This window comes from Bilophila sp. 4_1_30 (assembly GCF_000224655.1).
Taxonomy (GTDB): Bacteria; Desulfobacterota; Desulfovibrionia; order Desulfovibrionales; family Desulfovibrionaceae; genus Bilophila; species Bilophila wadsworthia.
Window position 1 is genome coordinate 1,463,995 of the sequence record NZ_JH114231.1, and the last position, 14,854, is coordinate 1,478,848.

A 14,854-nucleotide genomic window follows, 5' to 3' on the forward strand; every position below is an offset into this window, starting at 1 on the left:
CACGATGCGCGCCGGACCGCCCGGAGGATTCTTTACAAAATGACGGATTCGGGACGGGAAAAGAGGCATGAAAGAGTATGGCCCAGATGAAACGGGCTGGCAATGCGTGAGAATGCGGCGAACCGGCTCAAGAGAAAGGCGGATCGGCCTCGGCGCTACGGGCAAGCTGCTTCTCGCCCCATTTGTACAGTTCGCGCAGGGCCGGGAGCAGTTCCCTGCCCTGCCCGGTCAATGAATACTCCACCCGTGGGGGGACTTCGCCGAAATCGTCCCTGCGCACGAGCCCGGCGGTTTCCAGTTCCCTCAGGCACTGGGTCAGCATGATGTTCGTGATGCCGACGACGCTCCGTTTCAGCTCGTTGTAGCGGACGGATTCCGCGTCGAACAGATGCCAGAGCACCGGCAGTTTCCATTTGCCGCCGATCAGGTTCAGCGCATGGATGATCGGACACGGCACGGTGTATACGTTCGCGCCGGGAAGTTCCGTGCTGTATCCGGTACGCCTCTTTCCGCCCATGACAACAACCTTCCTATAAGGTTCCTAAAAAACAACATCTTATCAAACAGTGTAAGGCAGAAAAAACTGCGTACTTGTTTTTTCGCAGCCGTTTCCCAATACTCTGAATGCATCAGGCCGGAGTCCCGGCCCCAAACGCAAGGAGAACGCCATGACGTATTATGCCATCAACGGAAGCCCGAGGAAAACCCACAACACCGCAACCATCCTGAACAAAGCCCTTGAAGGCGTGAAGGCGGCCGATCCTCAGGCGCAAACGGAACTGATCCATCTCTACAGCCATGATTTTTCCGGATGCGTGAGCTGTTTCGAGTGCAAGCGCCTCGGCGGGAAAAGCTACGGCAAATGCGCCGTCCGGGACGGTTTGACGCCGATTCTGGAGCGCCTCGCCGATGCGGACGGCATCATCTTCGGCTCGCCCGTCTATTTCCACAGCATTACCGGCAAGATGCGCATGTTCTTTGAAAGGCTGCTCTTCCAATATTTCGTCTACGACGCCGACTATTCCTCGCTGGCCCCGAAACGGATGCCCACGGCGTTCGTCTACACCATGAACGTGCCCTACCAAGTCATGCTCGAGAGTCACTACACGGAGAGCTTCCAGAGCATGGAGCTGTTCATTGGGAAAATCTTCGGCAAGCCTGAAACCCTCTATGTAAACGACACGTACCAATTCAGCGACTACAGCAAATACAAGGTGGAATGCTTCTCGGAACCCGACAAGGCACGCCAGCGGGAGCGGCAGTTCCCCATCGACTGCCAAAAAGCCTTTGAATTGGGCAAGGATCTGGTAAAACGCAACAGCTAGAAAAGCCCCTTGCGCTTCGCCCACGCATCCAGCCAATGCGGGAAAGCGGCCTCGGTCCACAGCGCGGGCCCGAAGGCCGCTTCAACCCGCAACGCCCACGCATCCGCCAGCCTCAGTTCCCGCAACTTCACGGCGTCCTTGCTGGTGCAGATGACGGGCATACCGAGCCCCTCCAGCTTTGCCGCGTCTTCCGGCGTGTAGGCATGGTGATCGGGATAGGCAATGAATTCTGCGGGCTCGCGGCCCATGAACCGGGCCACCGTTTCCCGTACCTGCGCCGGATCGCCCACGCCCGTCGCCAGCGCATATGGTTTCCCGGCAAAAGCTTCGGCATCCTGGCATTCGTCCGTCCCTATCTTGCGCAACGAACTCGGGCGCAACGAAAAACTGAACAGCGGGCGACGGAATCCGGCGAGACGCCGTTCGCAGGCCGGGCGCAGGCTCTCCCACGCTTCCGGCGAGCACTTGATCATGAAAACATCGGCCCGCTCCAGCGCTTCCGGGCCTTCGCGCCATGCTCCGGCAGGGATCACGCGGCCCCAGCCGTCGCCCAGATCGTCAGGCCGCAGGAGGACGATATCGAGATCGCGCCGCACCTTCACATGCTGGAATCCGTCGTCCAGCACGAACAAATCCGGGCTCAGCCGCTCTTCTGCCCAGCCCCCCGAGCGTCTGCGGTCCGGGTCCACCATCACCGCAGCGGACGGGTGCTCAAGCGCCAGCATGAGCGGTTCGTCCCCCGCCTCTCCCGGCGTTCGTGACGGCGACACATGCAACGGCAATTCCGGAGGCTGTGCCTTATACCCCCGCGACAGCACCACCGCCCGCAGCCCCCGCACCTCGCTCCAGACGAGCAGCCAATCCACCACGGGGGTTTTGCCCGTCCCGCCCCATGCGATGTTCCCCACGGAAACGCACGGGCACGCGGGCCGGAACGCGGGCGAGCCTTCGTTTTCCCATTTTGCCCTGCGCGCGGCCAGTATTCGGCGGTACAGCAACGAAACCGGCGTCAGCAGCGGCCTCAGTCGTTTTTGCCAGATCAACGGGTTCATGGCGTTCCTTTTGGGGAGAAGGGAGGGGAGGAAGAGGAAGATTGGGGAAGGGGGAGAACCTTTCTGGAGAAAGGTTCTCCCCCTTCCCCAAACCCCATCCCCCCACTCCCAAGACTTTCGCCTTTATCGAATCCCTTTTCCCAGCTTTTCCGGCTGCGGAGAAAAAAGTTGAGAGGCTTTTAACGGAACCACTTCAAAAAGAATGCGCTTTCAAGAAAAAAGTCTCCAAGATGCTTCTTTTCTTCACGACCAAGAAAGACGAAAAACTCCCACGTATCCCCCGCTCTCCGAACAGGGATTCGATAAAGTCAAAAGTCTTTGGAAGGAGAAAGGAGGGGGGTTCGGGGGAGGGGAGAGGAAACCTTTCTTTAGAAAGGTTTCCTCTCCCCTCCCCCGATTCATCTTCACTCCCCAACCTTCAACAACATATTGTCAATCAGCCTCGCCTTGCCAAGACGAATGGCAAGCGCGCACAGAGCCATGTTCTTAATGCGATCAACCTTGGTCAGGGCGGCGGGATCGACGATGGAGATGTAATCCTCCTGCCCTGTGGGGAGATGCGCGGCCAGATAGCCACGGACGGCCTCAATGATTCTGGCGGCGTCGCGTTCCCCCCCGGCGGCGAGACCGGCGGCCATTTCGAGCGACTTGCGGATCTGCGGGGCTTGGACGCGCTCTTCGGGCGTCAGGTAAACATTGCGGGAGCTGAGAGCCAGCCCGTCGGCTTCACGCACGATGGGCCGCCCGACGACTTCCACAGGCACATTCAGATCGGAAACCATTTTCTTGATGATGGCGAGCTGCTGCCAATCCTTCTCGCCGAATACAGCAAGGCTGGGCTGGGCCAGCATGAACAGCTTCAAGACCACCGTGCACACGCCCCGGAAGTGGATGGGGCGGCTGAGGCCGCACAAGGTGTTGGCAAGCGCGGGCACTTCCACCCATGTGGCGTGATCGGGCGCGTACATGTTTTCCGGCTCGGGGGCATAGAGTACGTCCCCGCCCAGCTCGCGGACCAGCGCGGAGTCTTTCTCAAAATCGCGCGGGTACGCTTCCAGATCCTCGTTGGGGCCGAACTGCGTCGGATTGACGAAAAGGCTGACGATCACCTTGTCGGCCACCGAGCGGGCATAGGAAATCAGGCTGGCGTGCCCGGCGTGGTAATACCCCATCGTGGGCACAAGGGCCGTTTTCAGCCCCTGACGCCGCCACTCGGCACACACGGAATGCAACGCTTCCGGAGAATGAATGATCTGCATCGTCTTTTCCATCTCCATAACAGGGAGAAAACTGTTACTCGGTTTCGCGCAGCCGATCTTCCAACCGGGCGCGCTCTTCCTCATCCATATTGAAGCTGTGCGCCGGAGTGGGGAACGCCCCGCTGCGGACCTCTTCGGCATAATCCCGCACGGCCTGCTCCATCAGGGTACCCAGTTCCGCATACCGCTTGACGAAACGCGGCGTAAACTCGCTGTACAGCCCGAGCATGTCATGCAGGACGAGCACCTGCCCGTCGCAGTCGGCCCCCGCCCCTATGCCGATGGTGGGAACGGAAACCCGGGCCGTAATCGCCGCCGCGAGAGGCGCGGGAATGGCCTCAAGCACAATGGCGAAACACCCGGCGTCTTCGAGCGCCGCCGCCTCATCAAGCAACTGCCGTGCTGCTTCTGCGCGCTTGCCCTGCACCTTGAAGCCGCCAAGCTGCGCGGACCGCTGAGGCGTCAGGCCGATGTGCCCCATGACGGGTATGCCCGCGCCCACCAGTGCGCGGATCTGAGGCAGGAAAGCGCCTTCGAGCTTGACGGCCCTGACGCCGCTTTCCCGGACAAGGCGCGCCGCGTTGGAAAGCGCTGCGTCAGGCCCGGGTTCATACGTCATAAACGGCATATCCGCAACGACGAGGGCGTGATGCATTCCCTGCACAACCGCGCGGCAATGATGGATCATTTCATCCAAAGTGACCGACAGGGTATCTTTGCGCCCGAGCATGACCATACCGAGGGAATCGCCCACCAGCACCATATCGACCCCGGCACGATCCACAATACGGGCCGATGGCGTATCGTACGCGGTGACCATAGCCAGCTTCCGCCGGTTTTTGGCATCCCGTATATCCAAGATGGAAAGCGGTTTCTCGTCAGTGGAAAAAGTTTGATACGTACTCACAGCCGTCCTCATAGAGTGGGCAAAAAGGAAATGAAACCTCTCAAAAGAAACCATGAACGTGGGGAGCCTATCACGGAGTGCCCTGAAAGACAAAATACCGACGGAGGACCATACTTTACAGTGGAGGGCGGCGCGGCTACACTTCCGGCTTCAGGGGGTCATGCCCCGAACCTTTTCCTTTGGAGCCATTGATGTCCAACTACACCGAACTTCTTCAGCGGATCGAACAAGAACCGAGCACATGGCTCGTCACCGGCGTGGCGGGCTTCATAGGTTCCAACCTGTTGCAGACGCTGCTGTCACACGGGCAGCGCGTCGTGGGCCTCGACAACTTCCTCACCGGGTATCAGCACAATCTGGACATGGTACGAGAACTGGTCACCCCGGAGCAGTGGGAGCGGTTCCGTTTCATGGAAGGAGACATCCGCGACGTCGAAACCTGCCTTCAGGCCTGCCAGGGCGCCGAGCACGTCCTGCACGAAGCGGCGCTCGGCTCTGTGCCCCGCTCCATCGAAAACCCGATCATGACCAACGGCTGCAACATTGACGGGTTCCTCAACATGCTCGTCGCGGCCCGCGATTGCGGGGTAAAGAGTTTCGTCTATGCGGCTTCGAGCTCCACCTACGGCGACGAGCCCAACCTGCCCAAGCAGGAAGACCGCATCGGCAAGCCCCTCTCGCCCTACGCCGTGACCAAGTACGTAAACGAGCTCTACGCCGAGGTTTTCGCGCGCAGTTATGGCTTCAAGACCATCGGCCTGCGCTACTTCAACGTGTTCGGACAGCGTCAGGACCCGTACGGCGCGTATGCGGCGGTGATCCCCCAGTGGTTCGCCGCCCTGACGAAAGGGGATACCGTATACGTCAACGGGGACGGCGAAACGTCCCGTGATTTCTGCTATATCGACAATGTGGTGCAGGCGAACCTGCTGGCATCCTATGCTGCGGACGACGCCCGGAACCTCGTCTACAATGTGGCCTTCGGCCAGCGGACCACGCTCAACGAGCTTTTCGGGCTTATCCGTGACGAGGTCGTCCGCCACAAGCCCGAAGCGGCGGAAGCCAAACCGGCCTACCGTGATTTCCGGGCGGGAGACGTACGCCATTCTCTGGCGGACATCACCCGCGCCCGTACGCTGTTGGGCTATGAGCCCGAATACGATGTCCGTCAGGGCTTGCGCCTTGCGGGTGACTGGTACGACGCCCACCTGTAAAAATGGCTGATACAGCGGAAGATTTCAATTCATTGAAATAAATAATGAAGCATCCCAGCGCTAGAAAAAGTTTGCTCTTCCCGCAAAAAGTTGTTGACAGCGGGGCATGAGAAAGGTATCTCCATCTGCGTGCCGGGATGTAGCGCAGTCTGGGAGCGCACTTGAATGGGGTTCAAGGGGTCGAAGGTTCAAATCCTTTCATCCCGACCAGCACATAAAAGAGAATTACCCCTAAGGGAACTTACGAAAGTAGGTTCCCTTTTCTCATTTATTTTCCTCTCAAGCACCTTTGCCAACATATCTCCAACTCCGTTTTTCACGTCTCCGTTCGGCTCATTTTCCTTTCATGCTCCTCAAGCCACGTATCGGGATTTTCCAACGCTTTCTCCATCGCGCCGACAATGGTTCCCGCTGGAATCCCCAACCCTTTTGCAAGCCCAATAAGGGTTTCCACCCGGATCCCGGACTTTCCCTGTTCAAAACGCCGCAGCCACGAATAGTCAACACCCGATTCCTTGGCCAAAGCATAACGGCTCATGCCAAGCCCTTCACGAAGCGACGCTACAATCAGTCCCATGATGACTTTTGTTTTATCGTTGTCCATTGCCGTATAAAATCTATTCCGCATTCATATTAAACGATGCAACATGTTGTTATTTATTATTTTTTATTGTTTTCATGCGTTCAAAAACACTCGCCGCCTCCACACCAAGAGCTTGAGAGAGCTTTACGATAGTCAACAGGCTTACATTTCTGCGTCCTTGTTCCACTCCTCCAACATACGCTCTATGTAGACCTGGCTTTTCCGCCAACGCCTCTTGAGAGATGCGCAGTTCATCCCTTCCCGCCTTCACAGCCGCACCAAACTGCTTCAAAATATTACCGTCTTCCTTGCTGTATCCCGGCATGTCCTCCTCCCTATGTAATCACGGAATAGATACTCACGGACACCGGGCCTCATGCCGTTATAGCCCAAGCCGTCATGAAACCACCGGCGAAACGTCAAAGAACCCTTTCGGCATCTTCCACCATTTCATCGACCATTTTGCCCGCTTTCACCTCCAATGTCTGAGCAATCTTCACAAGCAGATTCAAACTCGGCGCTCGATAACCAAGCTCCAAAGAGGATATGTAGCTTTTGGAAATGCCAACCCGATCTGCAAGTTCCTGCTGAGAGAGCCCCGCCGCATCACGGTAGCGCCGGATCACTGCGGGCATAAACGTCTTAGCCAGCTTGTCCTCATCATATTTCTTTTTCATTCCTCCCAGATACAATGCCCCTTTACGAAACCGACCTACTATTGTAGTTCTCTTGACTATCAATAGTAGGTCGCACCCATAACACGGCCATCGAGAGGCTCGAATGGAAAACCAAATTTTCGACGCTCAAATGGAACGGCTTAAACTCGTTATCTGTAAGCATACGGCTACCGATCTGGCCGACTTTTTCGGCGTCCCGGAATCGGCGGTTTCCGCTGCCGTCCGGCGCGGGAAGATGCCCTCCAGCTGGCTGGTCATTTTGATGCGCGTAAAAAATGTGCATCCGGAGTGGATACTCACGGGCAAGGGGCCATGCCTTATGACGTTGCGGCCCGAGCCAAGCCGCTACGAAACCGATGTTAAAGTGACGACACGCAAAGCCGATGAAGAAGCGCTCAGGCGGTTGCCGTCACATATGCTGGCCGAGGAGTTGGTCAGGCGCATCGCCGTATCGCAGGGGCACGCTTTCTGTTCGGAGTGCCTCGGCAACCAGCCTTAGCGCATTGCCCTTTATCGAATCCGATGCCCCAACAAAAAAAGGCCGGCAGTCCCCCACCGGCCTTTTCCCCACGAACGGAGCAAACTAGAACGAATACTTCAGACCAATGCTCACGCGATAGGAATCCTTATCCACTTCATTGACGATCTTCTTTCCCCACGTTCCCTCATCCAGGTTGAGGCGCACATACGCGGCCTCGACGGCGAGTTCCAGATTTTCATAAATCTTGTAGCGGGTGTCCGCGTTCAATTCCCACGCGTCGTCGGACGTGGTGAGATAGGCGAACGGGCCGTCGATGCGGGAAGGATACGAGGTCATGTTCGCGGCCTTGGGCATCGCGGAGTTGTTGGTGCCGTGGTAGTACCCGGCGCGCAGGGTGTGCTTCAGATCTTCCATGAGCGAGATGTCCTTGAGATGCAGGACCACGCCCCAAAGGCCGCCGGGGTTGTGCCCGAGCACCTTCCATGTGGCGATATCGGTCCAGCCGCCGCCGAAGCCGAGCGCGCTCACCGCCCACGGCGTGTTGTACTGAGGCAGGCGCTCGGAACCGTTGTACGGATTGCCGTCGTCGCCGCTGCCGTACCACGCGATGATGCCGGGAGTGGCCCAATCAAGGGCGTAATCCGCGCGCACGGCGGCATACCAGCCCGCACGATCCAGCTTGAACGTGCCGGGGCCGTCGGCAAAGCCCTCATACCCCGGGATTTCCCCCATCTTCACACTGCCATAGGCGAAATCCCCGGCGACGGTGAGCGGCGAAAAATAATTCGTTTCGGCGGTGATGCCGAGCCACCACGCGTTTTCGTGGGTTTCCGTATTCCGGCGGAAGGGGAACGTCTCAAACGTGTAGCCGCTGCCGAGAATGGGATACAGACCGGCCCGTGGAGCCCATGTCGCCGGATCGCCGCCCTTGATGTTTCCCATGAGGCTCTTGGTGCCCATAAAGCCGAACATGCCCCAAGGCGAAACCTTCATCACGTCCGTTTTGATGGGCACGATCAGGCTGAGCAGGTCCATGGCGTCGCCGGGGGTATCCCGCGGCGTCCCGTTGGCCTGCGAGCCGTTGGCGTTCCAGCCGCCGAAGTTGCCGTTGAAAGGCCGGGCCCAGAAGAACGTCGTCCCGACCTCGTCGGACCACTTCTGCGACAACATGATGCCGGCCACGTCATGCCCGAATACCGGGCTGAATCCCGACGCCACGAATCCGGGGAGGATGATCGGCTGGAGGCCCATGCGGACGCGCAGATCCGTGTTCGGAACCTGCCAGTCGACGTACGAATAGCGGACTTCGATATTCTTGGCGTCAGTACCCAGCGCGCCGCCCTCGGAAGCCTTGCCCCAGTTGGTGTCCCCGATTTCGAAGAACACGACGCCCTTGAGGGCATTCGAAGAAATGATTTCCACCTGCGTACGCAGGCGCTGCAAGGTGGCGAACCGATCATTCGGCCCGTTCAGCGGAGCGACGTTACTCCATTCGGACAAAATCTCCCATGTGCCTTTGGCCTTGATCTCGACGGCTCCGGCGGTCGCCGCCGCCCCACAGAGCATCCCCAACGTCAAACAAAGTGAGCACAGCCTCTTCATGCGTTTCCCTCGCTTCCTCAAATAGCAGGGCTCCGTCCCCCAACGGACGGAAAGATCCCCCCGCCGACGACGGGGGCGTACCAAAAAGGCGGCCCGGATTGGAAAAATGCCTTTCTCAACCAGAACCGCCCTCAACCATCCTTAATAATGCGCTTATTCTTCGATATCGGCAGCCACGCACATGGCGGACAGGCCGAAGTACCCCTTGGCTTCCTTGATCTTTACGGCGCTCTTCACGCCCGGAGCGGCAGCGCCGGGCACGCGGAACGTGGATACGTCGAGGCGTTCGATGGGCGATTCGGCGGGCTTTTCAAGCTGCGGCACCCATTCGTAGGGCAGACGGTAGGAACGGTACACCATGTTCATGGGCAGGGCCTTCCCCCAGTAGGGGCACACGTATTCCCACACCAGCTCGTGTTCGGGGGTCACCTCGAAGATGCGGCCGTGGGAACCTTCGGTGATCATGGTGTTGCCGTTGGGCAGCCGCTGCATACCGCTGATGAACGGGCTGTAGAAACGGTTGGCGTCAAGCGGCATCAGGTATCCGGCTTCTTTCGGCGTCATCTGCCACACGATTTCCAGCGTGACGGGGTCGATTTCCAGCACGCGTGAGTAGTCGCGCAGAGCGCCGCGGATGCCGGTGGGGGAACCCGGGTTCGGCGCGTAATAGCCGGCCCAGCCGCCGTTGTCGTAAATGAGGATGTTGCCTTCGCCGGGCAGGCCTCGCGGGATCATGTGGGCGTGATGCTGGCCGATGATCCAGCCGAGCTTGCGCAGTTCGGGGGTCTGATCGAAATACGGGCCGATCTTCCATACGATGTCGCCGGTGGCTTTTTCGATGATCAGGATGATGTTGGCGTCGCGGCAGTCGATGATGATGTTGTCGGGGTGGAAGCGCTTGTCGCCAGCGTCGTACCATTTGTTCGGGCCGAGCACGGACATGGAGTTGGTGTGCACCCAGTCGCCCGCGATGTGGCTGTTGCCGAACCCGGTGTAATAGTTGGGGTCACGGTACATGAGGTTACGGGCAATGGCGTCGAAGCCCAGCTCCTCAAAGTGATCGGACACTTTCCATTCCCACACGATGTCGCCGTCCCAATCCACTTCGTAGATCACGTCGTCAAGCAGCATCTTGTCGGAAATGGCGGGCACGTGGACGTTCTTGTGCGCGAGGATCAGCGTGTTGCCGCTGTTGGTTTTGGGATCGGAACCGGGCACGTAATAGCCCACGGTGTTGCCTTCGCGCTGGTAGTCGTGGTGCTGGCGGGCCATCCACTGAGGTTCCTCGCCCGGATCTTCGACGTATTCGGCTTTATCGAACTTCCACACGATGTTGCCGTCCCAGTCCACCTGCACAAGGTCGGTCTGGTCCTGAAGGCCATACTTGGGATTGCGTTCACCAAGACTCCCCATCACGTAACCGCCGGGCAGCATTTTGTTCGGGAAGCCCTGCAAGCCTTCCCACATGCGGACTTCATTGCCGTTCATGTCGATAAGGAGGGCGCCGCGTTCGGCGGCCTGAAGGATGGTATAACCGCTCCAGCATTTTTCGGGATTGTAGATAGTAACGCCAGTGGGGAAAATCGTCGCGCTCATCGGATGCTCCTTCCCTATGTATGGATTGCGCCCGGACGCCGGTGCTTGCGCCTCAGGCAGAATAAAATGAAATGAAACTTTGGAGATACGTCAAGGCTGTCCTCATTCCCGAACAGACTTGAACGATTGACGCCTTTCGTCTATGGGCTTTCACAGAGGGGTTCCTTTATCCGCAAAAGCACCTTATGACGGATGAGAAAACAGAAATGTAACCTGTGCAACAATTCACATAAAAAGTATAAGAACATTTCCGCCCATCCATCATTGAGAAAGAGGTGATTCTATGACCGCAGAAATCCAAATGCCGCAACAGCACATTGCTATCATCTCCCACAGCGGTCTACATGAGCCTTGGCGGGAAATTGTGCACATGGGGACGCATCTCGTTTTTCCGCGTTCCCACTACAATCATCAGGCCACCACCGATTGCTTCTATTTTATAGATAAAGGACGCGTGCGGCTCACCTACACCAACGCGGCAGGGGAAGATCATGTCGTCATGTTTTTCGGCAAGGGCTGCATCTTCAACGAGACGAGCGTGATCACCGGGGACGAGGCGACGATGGCTTGTTTCCGGGTGCTGGAGAGGACCGAAGCGTACCGTTTCCCCAGCTCGCTGATCCATGACGCCGAATTCGCCCGCCAATACCCCCATCTCATCCTGAACATGCTCCGGGGTACGGCCACCAAATTTTCCAACCTGTTCAGCGTAAGTTTCCTGATCAAGCACGGCACGCCGCTGGCCCGAGTCTGCCGCTTTTTGCGCCAGCTCTCCCGCAGCCATAACAACGCCAAGGCCTTTCCTCTGGACATGACCCAGCTCGAACTGGCTTCAGTGCTGGACATCCACCGCGTTTCCCTGTTCCGCTGCCTGCAGCAGCTGCGCGAGCTCGGGATACTGGTGCGGTTCTCACGCCATGAAATCGAACTGAGCGAGCTCGATCAGCTTGAAAAACTGCTGGAAGAACAAGAAGAGGCGGAATGGGGCTGATTTCCTCCCCGGAGCGGATTTTTTCGAACTTTTTGCGAAAAAAGTAACAACGGTAACAATTTTCTGTCCCGAATCCGGGTATAGGTAGAGGCAGAAATTCAGAGGAACCCCGTTCCGACGGATTCCGCCTCTTTTTTTGTCCATACCCGGCGGCAAACCGCCGTTTGCAAAGCAACCCTTTCTGCCGGCTTTCCGGCATCACAGGAGCGCACAGATGAGCATCACCCTGTATACCGCACCCGACTGCCTGCGGTGCAAAATCGTCAAAGGCTTTCTCGCCGAACATCAGATCGCTTACGAAACCGTGGATTTCAAGGCTGATGCCCAGACATTCAACACCTTCTACCGCGCCAACCGCAAGGCCATCTACCGCAACCCCGAAGGCGTGGAGTTCCCGCTGTTCGACGACGGCACGGTCATCAAGCAGGGCTCCGGCGAAGTCATCGCCTACCTGCTGTCCGGACACGCCCTCGAAGGCGCGGTCACGCGCAGCGACCTGCTGCACGGCTGGATTTCCGGCCTCTACCTTTCCCAGTGCCCGGCTGCGGAGGAAGATCACTTCGTCGAACTGGTGCAACAGCTCGCCAAGGGCGGCCTCACGGTCTGCATACAGACGGACGGACGGAATCCCGCCCTGCTCGAACGCCTCATCGGCCTGAACGCGCTGGCAAAAGTACAGCTCAACATCCCCGGCCCCGCATCCGTCTACGAAGCCCTTTACGGTTCCGCGCCCACCAAGGACGAACTCGCCAAGACCATCGAACTGGTGAAAGCGTTCCCCGACCACGAAATCCGTTTCCTCGCCACCCCGCTCTCCGGTCCTGACGGTGCCCGTTGGCCGAACCGCGACGAAGCCGGTGAAGCGGCCCGCATGGTCTTTGAAGCCTGCGGTGATCATCAGCTTCCCTACGCCATCGCCGCCGTAACCCCCGAAATGCCGCAGGGTATGCAAGGGCTCGAACCCGTGGCCGATCCCATGATGCTTAAGTACCGTTCCGCCTCCCGCGAATTCTTGTTCAAGGCCGACATAGCGAAGTAGGCAAACCGGGGAGGGAAGGAACCTAAGAGGCCCCTCTCCCTTTCCGCTCCTCTTCCCTCACCAGAGATTGGCGGGCGGGGAAGGTACGAGACGGTTCGCAAGCGGCATAGGCCATACGGACATTCTGGATTTTTTTGACAGGAAGAGCTCTTTAAGCACTTCCTTCCGAGCTGTCCCATCCCCCCTCTCCGAGAGTTTCGGGAGGGGGATGGGGAACCGGGAAAGGGTAAAAACAGCTGAAAGCGGCCTTTCAAGGCACACGGACGACGGCGGGGCGGGCGCTCCGCTCGAAAACATTTCTTCCCTCTTCCTCGGCATACGCAAAACGAGGCAACCCATGCACTACGACGTAATCATCATCGGCGGAGGCCCCGGCGGGACCACGGCGGCGAAAGAACTGGCGGCCGGCGGCAAAAAGGTCGCCATCATCGAAGACAAACACTGGGGCGGCACGTGCCTGAACTGCGGCTGCATCCCCACCAAGATGCTCCTCGGCGCGACGGCCCCCCTCGGGCTCCTCAAGGCTCAGGAACGCCTGCGCACCATGAAGGGCTCCATCGACATCGACTACAAGGCGCTGCAAACCCGCGTGGGCCGCTTCCTCAAGGGCTCCAGCCAGACCCTCGCCAAAAGCCTCGCGGCGGCGGGGATCGCCCTGTACGAGGGACGCGGCGTATGCGCCGGAAAGGGACAGGCCATCGTCCGCTCCGAATCCGGCGAAGAGATGTTGACAACTGACAACATCATTCTTTCCTGCGGTTCGTCGAGCGCGTCCTTCCCCGGCCTCGCTCCCGACGGCGACGCCGTGCTCGACAGCACCGGCGTCCTCAACCTTCCCGAAGTCCCGGAAAATCTCATCATCGTGGGCGCTGGGGCCATCGGCCTTGAGCTTGGCGACTTCTTCGGCATGATGGGCTCCAAAATCACCATCGTCGAGGCCGCCCCGCACATCGCCCCCACTGAAGACGCCGACATCGCCAAAGAAATGGACCGTGTCCAGAGCAAGGCGGGCCGTACCTGCATCACGGACGTCATGGCGAAGTCGCTTGTCACGAAGGACGGGCAGGCCGAACTGACTCTTGGTGATGGACGCGTGCTGACCGCCTCCAAAGCGCTGGTCGCCGTGGGCCGTACTCCGAATACAGCCGGGCTTGATTGCGAAAAGGCGGGCTGCACGCTGAAACGCCGCGGCTTCGTCGACGTGAACGCTCATCTTGAAGCCGCCGAAGGTGTCTATGCCATCGGCGACGTGAACGGCCTTACGTTGCTGGCCCATGCCGCCGATCATCAGGGCGCGTATGTCGCCCGCCGCATCCTCGGACACGAAAAAGGCGTATACGTGCCCGGCCCGGTCCCGTCCTGCATTTACGGCAGCACCGAGATCATGCGCGTCGGCCAGACCGCCAAAGGGCTCCTTGCCGCCGGGGGGTCCGTAAGCGTATCGCAGGTTCCCCTGACCCTGAATCCCATCGCGCAGGCAGCCGGGGCTTCCGGCGGATTCGTGAAGGTCGTATGGGACGGCGACGCCATCGCGGGCATCGCGGCCATCGGCCACGGCGTATCCCACCTCGTCACCGTGGCCCAGCTACTCATGGTCGGAGGCTATACGCCCGAAAGATTGCATGAAGTCATGATCGGCCACCCCACGCTGGACGAAATCGTCCCCGCCGCCATCCGTGCTACCCGCGCAATTGTGACCGAATAGCAACATCGCTCAACCCGAAGGAGATCGCATTATGAGCCTCACCTATCCCGAAGACCGTTCCTACCACTCCGAACACCTCTGGGCCAAAGCGGAGCCCGACGGCACCATGCTCGTCGGCATCACGGACTATGCACAGGATCAGCTCGGCGGGGTCATTTTCGTCGACCTCCCCACCGTGGGCGAACACTTCAAGCAGGGCGTTTCCTGCGCTTCCATCGAGTCCGTCAAAATCACTTCCGACGCGATCATTCCGGTTTCCGGTGAAATCGTCGCCGTCAACGAAGCACTGGCGGACGCCCCCGAACTGCTCAACGACAGCCCTTACGACAAGGGTTGGCTCGTCCGCGTCAAACCCGACGATGCCGACGAAGGCGGGCGCATTTCCGCCGCCGAATACGCCGCGCTGGTTGGATAGATATATTT

At 58.9% G+C, this 14,854-nt stretch carries 16 protein-coding genes and 1 tRNA gene; 8 read left to right on the forward strand and 9 right to left on the reverse strand.

Annotated elements, in window-relative coordinates; translation table 11 throughout:
- Nucleotides 1-127: 127 nt before the first annotated feature.
- A complete protein-coding gene (locus HMPREF0178_RS06520) occupies nucleotides 128-517 on the reverse strand; it encodes a helix-turn-helix domain-containing protein (RefSeq protein ID WP_009380039.1) in 390 nt (129 codons plus the stop codon).
- Nucleotides 518-668: 151 nt separating this feature from the next.
- Here HMPREF0178_RS06520 and HMPREF0178_RS06525 point away from each other — a divergent pair, with 151 nt between their 5' ends.
- Nucleotides 669-1,325: a flavodoxin family protein gene (locus HMPREF0178_RS06525; RefSeq protein ID WP_009380040.1), complete on the forward strand. Its 657-nt coding sequence runs from the start codon at nucleotides 669-671 to the stop codon at nucleotides 1,323-1,325.
- Here HMPREF0178_RS06525 and lpxK read toward each other — a convergent pair.
- The 3 genes from lpxK to panB form a co-directional block, all read right to left on the reverse strand.
- Complete coding sequence (gene lpxK / locus HMPREF0178_RS06530; protein ID WP_009380041.1) at nucleotides 1,322-2,377, reverse strand: tetraacyldisaccharide 4'-kinase; 1,056 nt, start codon at nucleotides 2,375-2,377, stop codon at nucleotides 1,322-1,324. The genes HMPREF0178_RS06525 and lpxK overlap by 4 nt on opposite strands.
- Nucleotides 2,378-2,781: 404 nt before the next feature.
- Nucleotides 2,782-3,636, reverse strand: a complete 855-nt coding sequence (gene panC, locus HMPREF0178_RS06535; RefSeq protein WP_039958797.1) for a pantoate--beta-alanine ligase — start codon at nucleotides 3,634-3,636, stop codon at nucleotides 2,782-2,784.
- A 34-nt stretch (nucleotides 3,637-3,670) separates the two neighbouring features.
- Nucleotides 3,671-4,555 (reverse strand): 3-methyl-2-oxobutanoate hydroxymethyltransferase, encoded by an 885-nt coding sequence (gene panB / locus HMPREF0178_RS06540; RefSeq protein ID WP_050809258.1) that lies wholly within the window; start codon nucleotides 4,553-4,555, stop codon nucleotides 3,671-3,673.
- A gap of 179 nt (nucleotides 4,556-4,734) precedes the next feature.
- On the opposite strand from panB, the gene HMPREF0178_RS06545 reads away from it, so the two are divergent.
- Nucleotides 4,735-5,757 carry an NAD-dependent epimerase/dehydratase family protein gene (locus HMPREF0178_RS06545; RefSeq protein ID WP_009380049.1) on the forward strand — a complete coding sequence of 341 codons (1,023 nt, stop codon included), beginning with the start codon at nucleotides 4,735-4,737 and terminating at the stop codon, nucleotides 5,755-5,757.
- 133 nt (nucleotides 5,758-5,890) lie between these two features.
- Nucleotides 5,891-5,967 (forward strand) — tRNA-Pro (locus tag HMPREF0178_RS06550).
- A 106-nt stretch (nucleotides 5,968-6,073) separates the two neighbouring features.
- Here the strand turns inward: HMPREF0178_RS06550 and HMPREF0178_RS06555 are convergent.
- From HMPREF0178_RS06555 to HMPREF0178_RS22465, 3 genes are all read right to left on the reverse strand, one after another.
- The gene (locus tag HMPREF0178_RS06555; RefSeq protein ID WP_009380050.1) at nucleotides 6,074-6,361 is read right to left on the reverse strand and encodes a helix-turn-helix domain-containing protein; all 288 of its coding nucleotides are present in this window, start codon (nucleotides 6,359-6,361) and stop codon (nucleotides 6,074-6,076) included.
- A 49-nt stretch (nucleotides 6,362-6,410) separates the two neighbouring features.
- Nucleotides 6,411-6,665, reverse strand: coding sequence for a helix-turn-helix domain-containing protein (locus tag HMPREF0178_RS06560; protein ID WP_009380051.1), 255 nt, complete (start codon nucleotides 6,663-6,665; stop codon nucleotides 6,411-6,413).
- Between the two features lie 94 nt (nucleotides 6,666-6,759).
- The gene (locus HMPREF0178_RS22465) at nucleotides 6,760-7,017 is read right to left on the reverse strand and encodes a helix-turn-helix domain-containing protein (RefSeq protein WP_009380052.1); all 258 of its coding nucleotides are present in this window, start codon (nucleotides 7,015-7,017) and stop codon (nucleotides 6,760-6,762) included.
- A gap of 103 nt (nucleotides 7,018-7,120) precedes the next feature.
- Here HMPREF0178_RS22465 and HMPREF0178_RS20400 point away from each other — a divergent pair, with 103 nt between their 5' ends.
- Nucleotides 7,121-7,516 carry a helix-turn-helix domain-containing protein gene (locus tag HMPREF0178_RS20400; protein WP_009380053.1) on the forward strand — a complete coding sequence of 132 codons (396 nt, stop codon included), beginning with the start codon at nucleotides 7,121-7,123 and terminating at the stop codon, nucleotides 7,514-7,516.
- An 84-nt stretch (nucleotides 7,517-7,600) separates the two neighbouring features.
- Here HMPREF0178_RS20400 and HMPREF0178_RS06575 read toward each other — a convergent pair whose 3' ends face one another.
- Both HMPREF0178_RS06575 and HMPREF0178_RS06580 read right to left on the reverse strand, forming a co-directional pair.
- Complete coding sequence (locus tag HMPREF0178_RS06575; protein WP_009380054.1) at nucleotides 7,601-9,100, reverse strand: outer membrane homotrimeric porin; 1,500 nt, start codon at nucleotides 9,098-9,100, stop codon at nucleotides 7,601-7,603.
- A gap of 153 nt (nucleotides 9,101-9,253) precedes the next feature.
- Nucleotides 9,254-10,696 carry an aryl-sulfate sulfotransferase gene (locus HMPREF0178_RS06580; RefSeq protein ID WP_009380055.1) on the reverse strand — a complete coding sequence of 481 codons (1,443 nt, stop codon included), beginning with the start codon at nucleotides 10,694-10,696 and terminating at the stop codon, nucleotides 9,254-9,256.
- Between the two features lie 283 nt (nucleotides 10,697-10,979).
- Here HMPREF0178_RS06580 and HMPREF0178_RS06585 point away from each other — a divergent pair, with 283 nt between their 5' ends.
- From HMPREF0178_RS06585 to gcvH, 4 genes are all read left to right on the forward strand, one after another.
- Nucleotides 10,980-11,687 carry a Crp/Fnr family transcriptional regulator gene (locus HMPREF0178_RS06585; RefSeq protein ID WP_009380056.1) on the forward strand — a complete coding sequence of 236 codons (708 nt, stop codon included), beginning with the start codon at nucleotides 10,980-10,982 and terminating at the stop codon, nucleotides 11,685-11,687.
- Nucleotides 11,688-11,901: 214 nt separating this feature from the next.
- Nucleotides 11,902-12,726, forward strand: a complete 825-nt coding sequence (locus HMPREF0178_RS06590; protein WP_009380057.1) for a hypothetical protein — start codon at nucleotides 11,902-11,904, stop codon at nucleotides 12,724-12,726.
- A gap of 337 nt (nucleotides 12,727-13,063) precedes the next feature.
- Nucleotides 13,064-14,431: an NAD(P)/FAD-dependent oxidoreductase gene (locus HMPREF0178_RS06595; protein ID WP_009380060.1), complete on the forward strand. Its 1,368-nt coding sequence runs from the start codon at nucleotides 13,064-13,066 to the stop codon at nucleotides 14,429-14,431.
- 31 nt (nucleotides 14,432-14,462) lie between these two features.
- On the forward strand, nucleotides 14,463-14,846 hold the full coding sequence (gene gcvH / locus HMPREF0178_RS06600; protein WP_005030330.1) for a glycine cleavage system protein GcvH: 384 nt from the start codon (nucleotides 14,463-14,465) through the stop codon (nucleotides 14,844-14,846).
- Nucleotides 14,847-14,854: the final 8 nt, after the last annotated feature.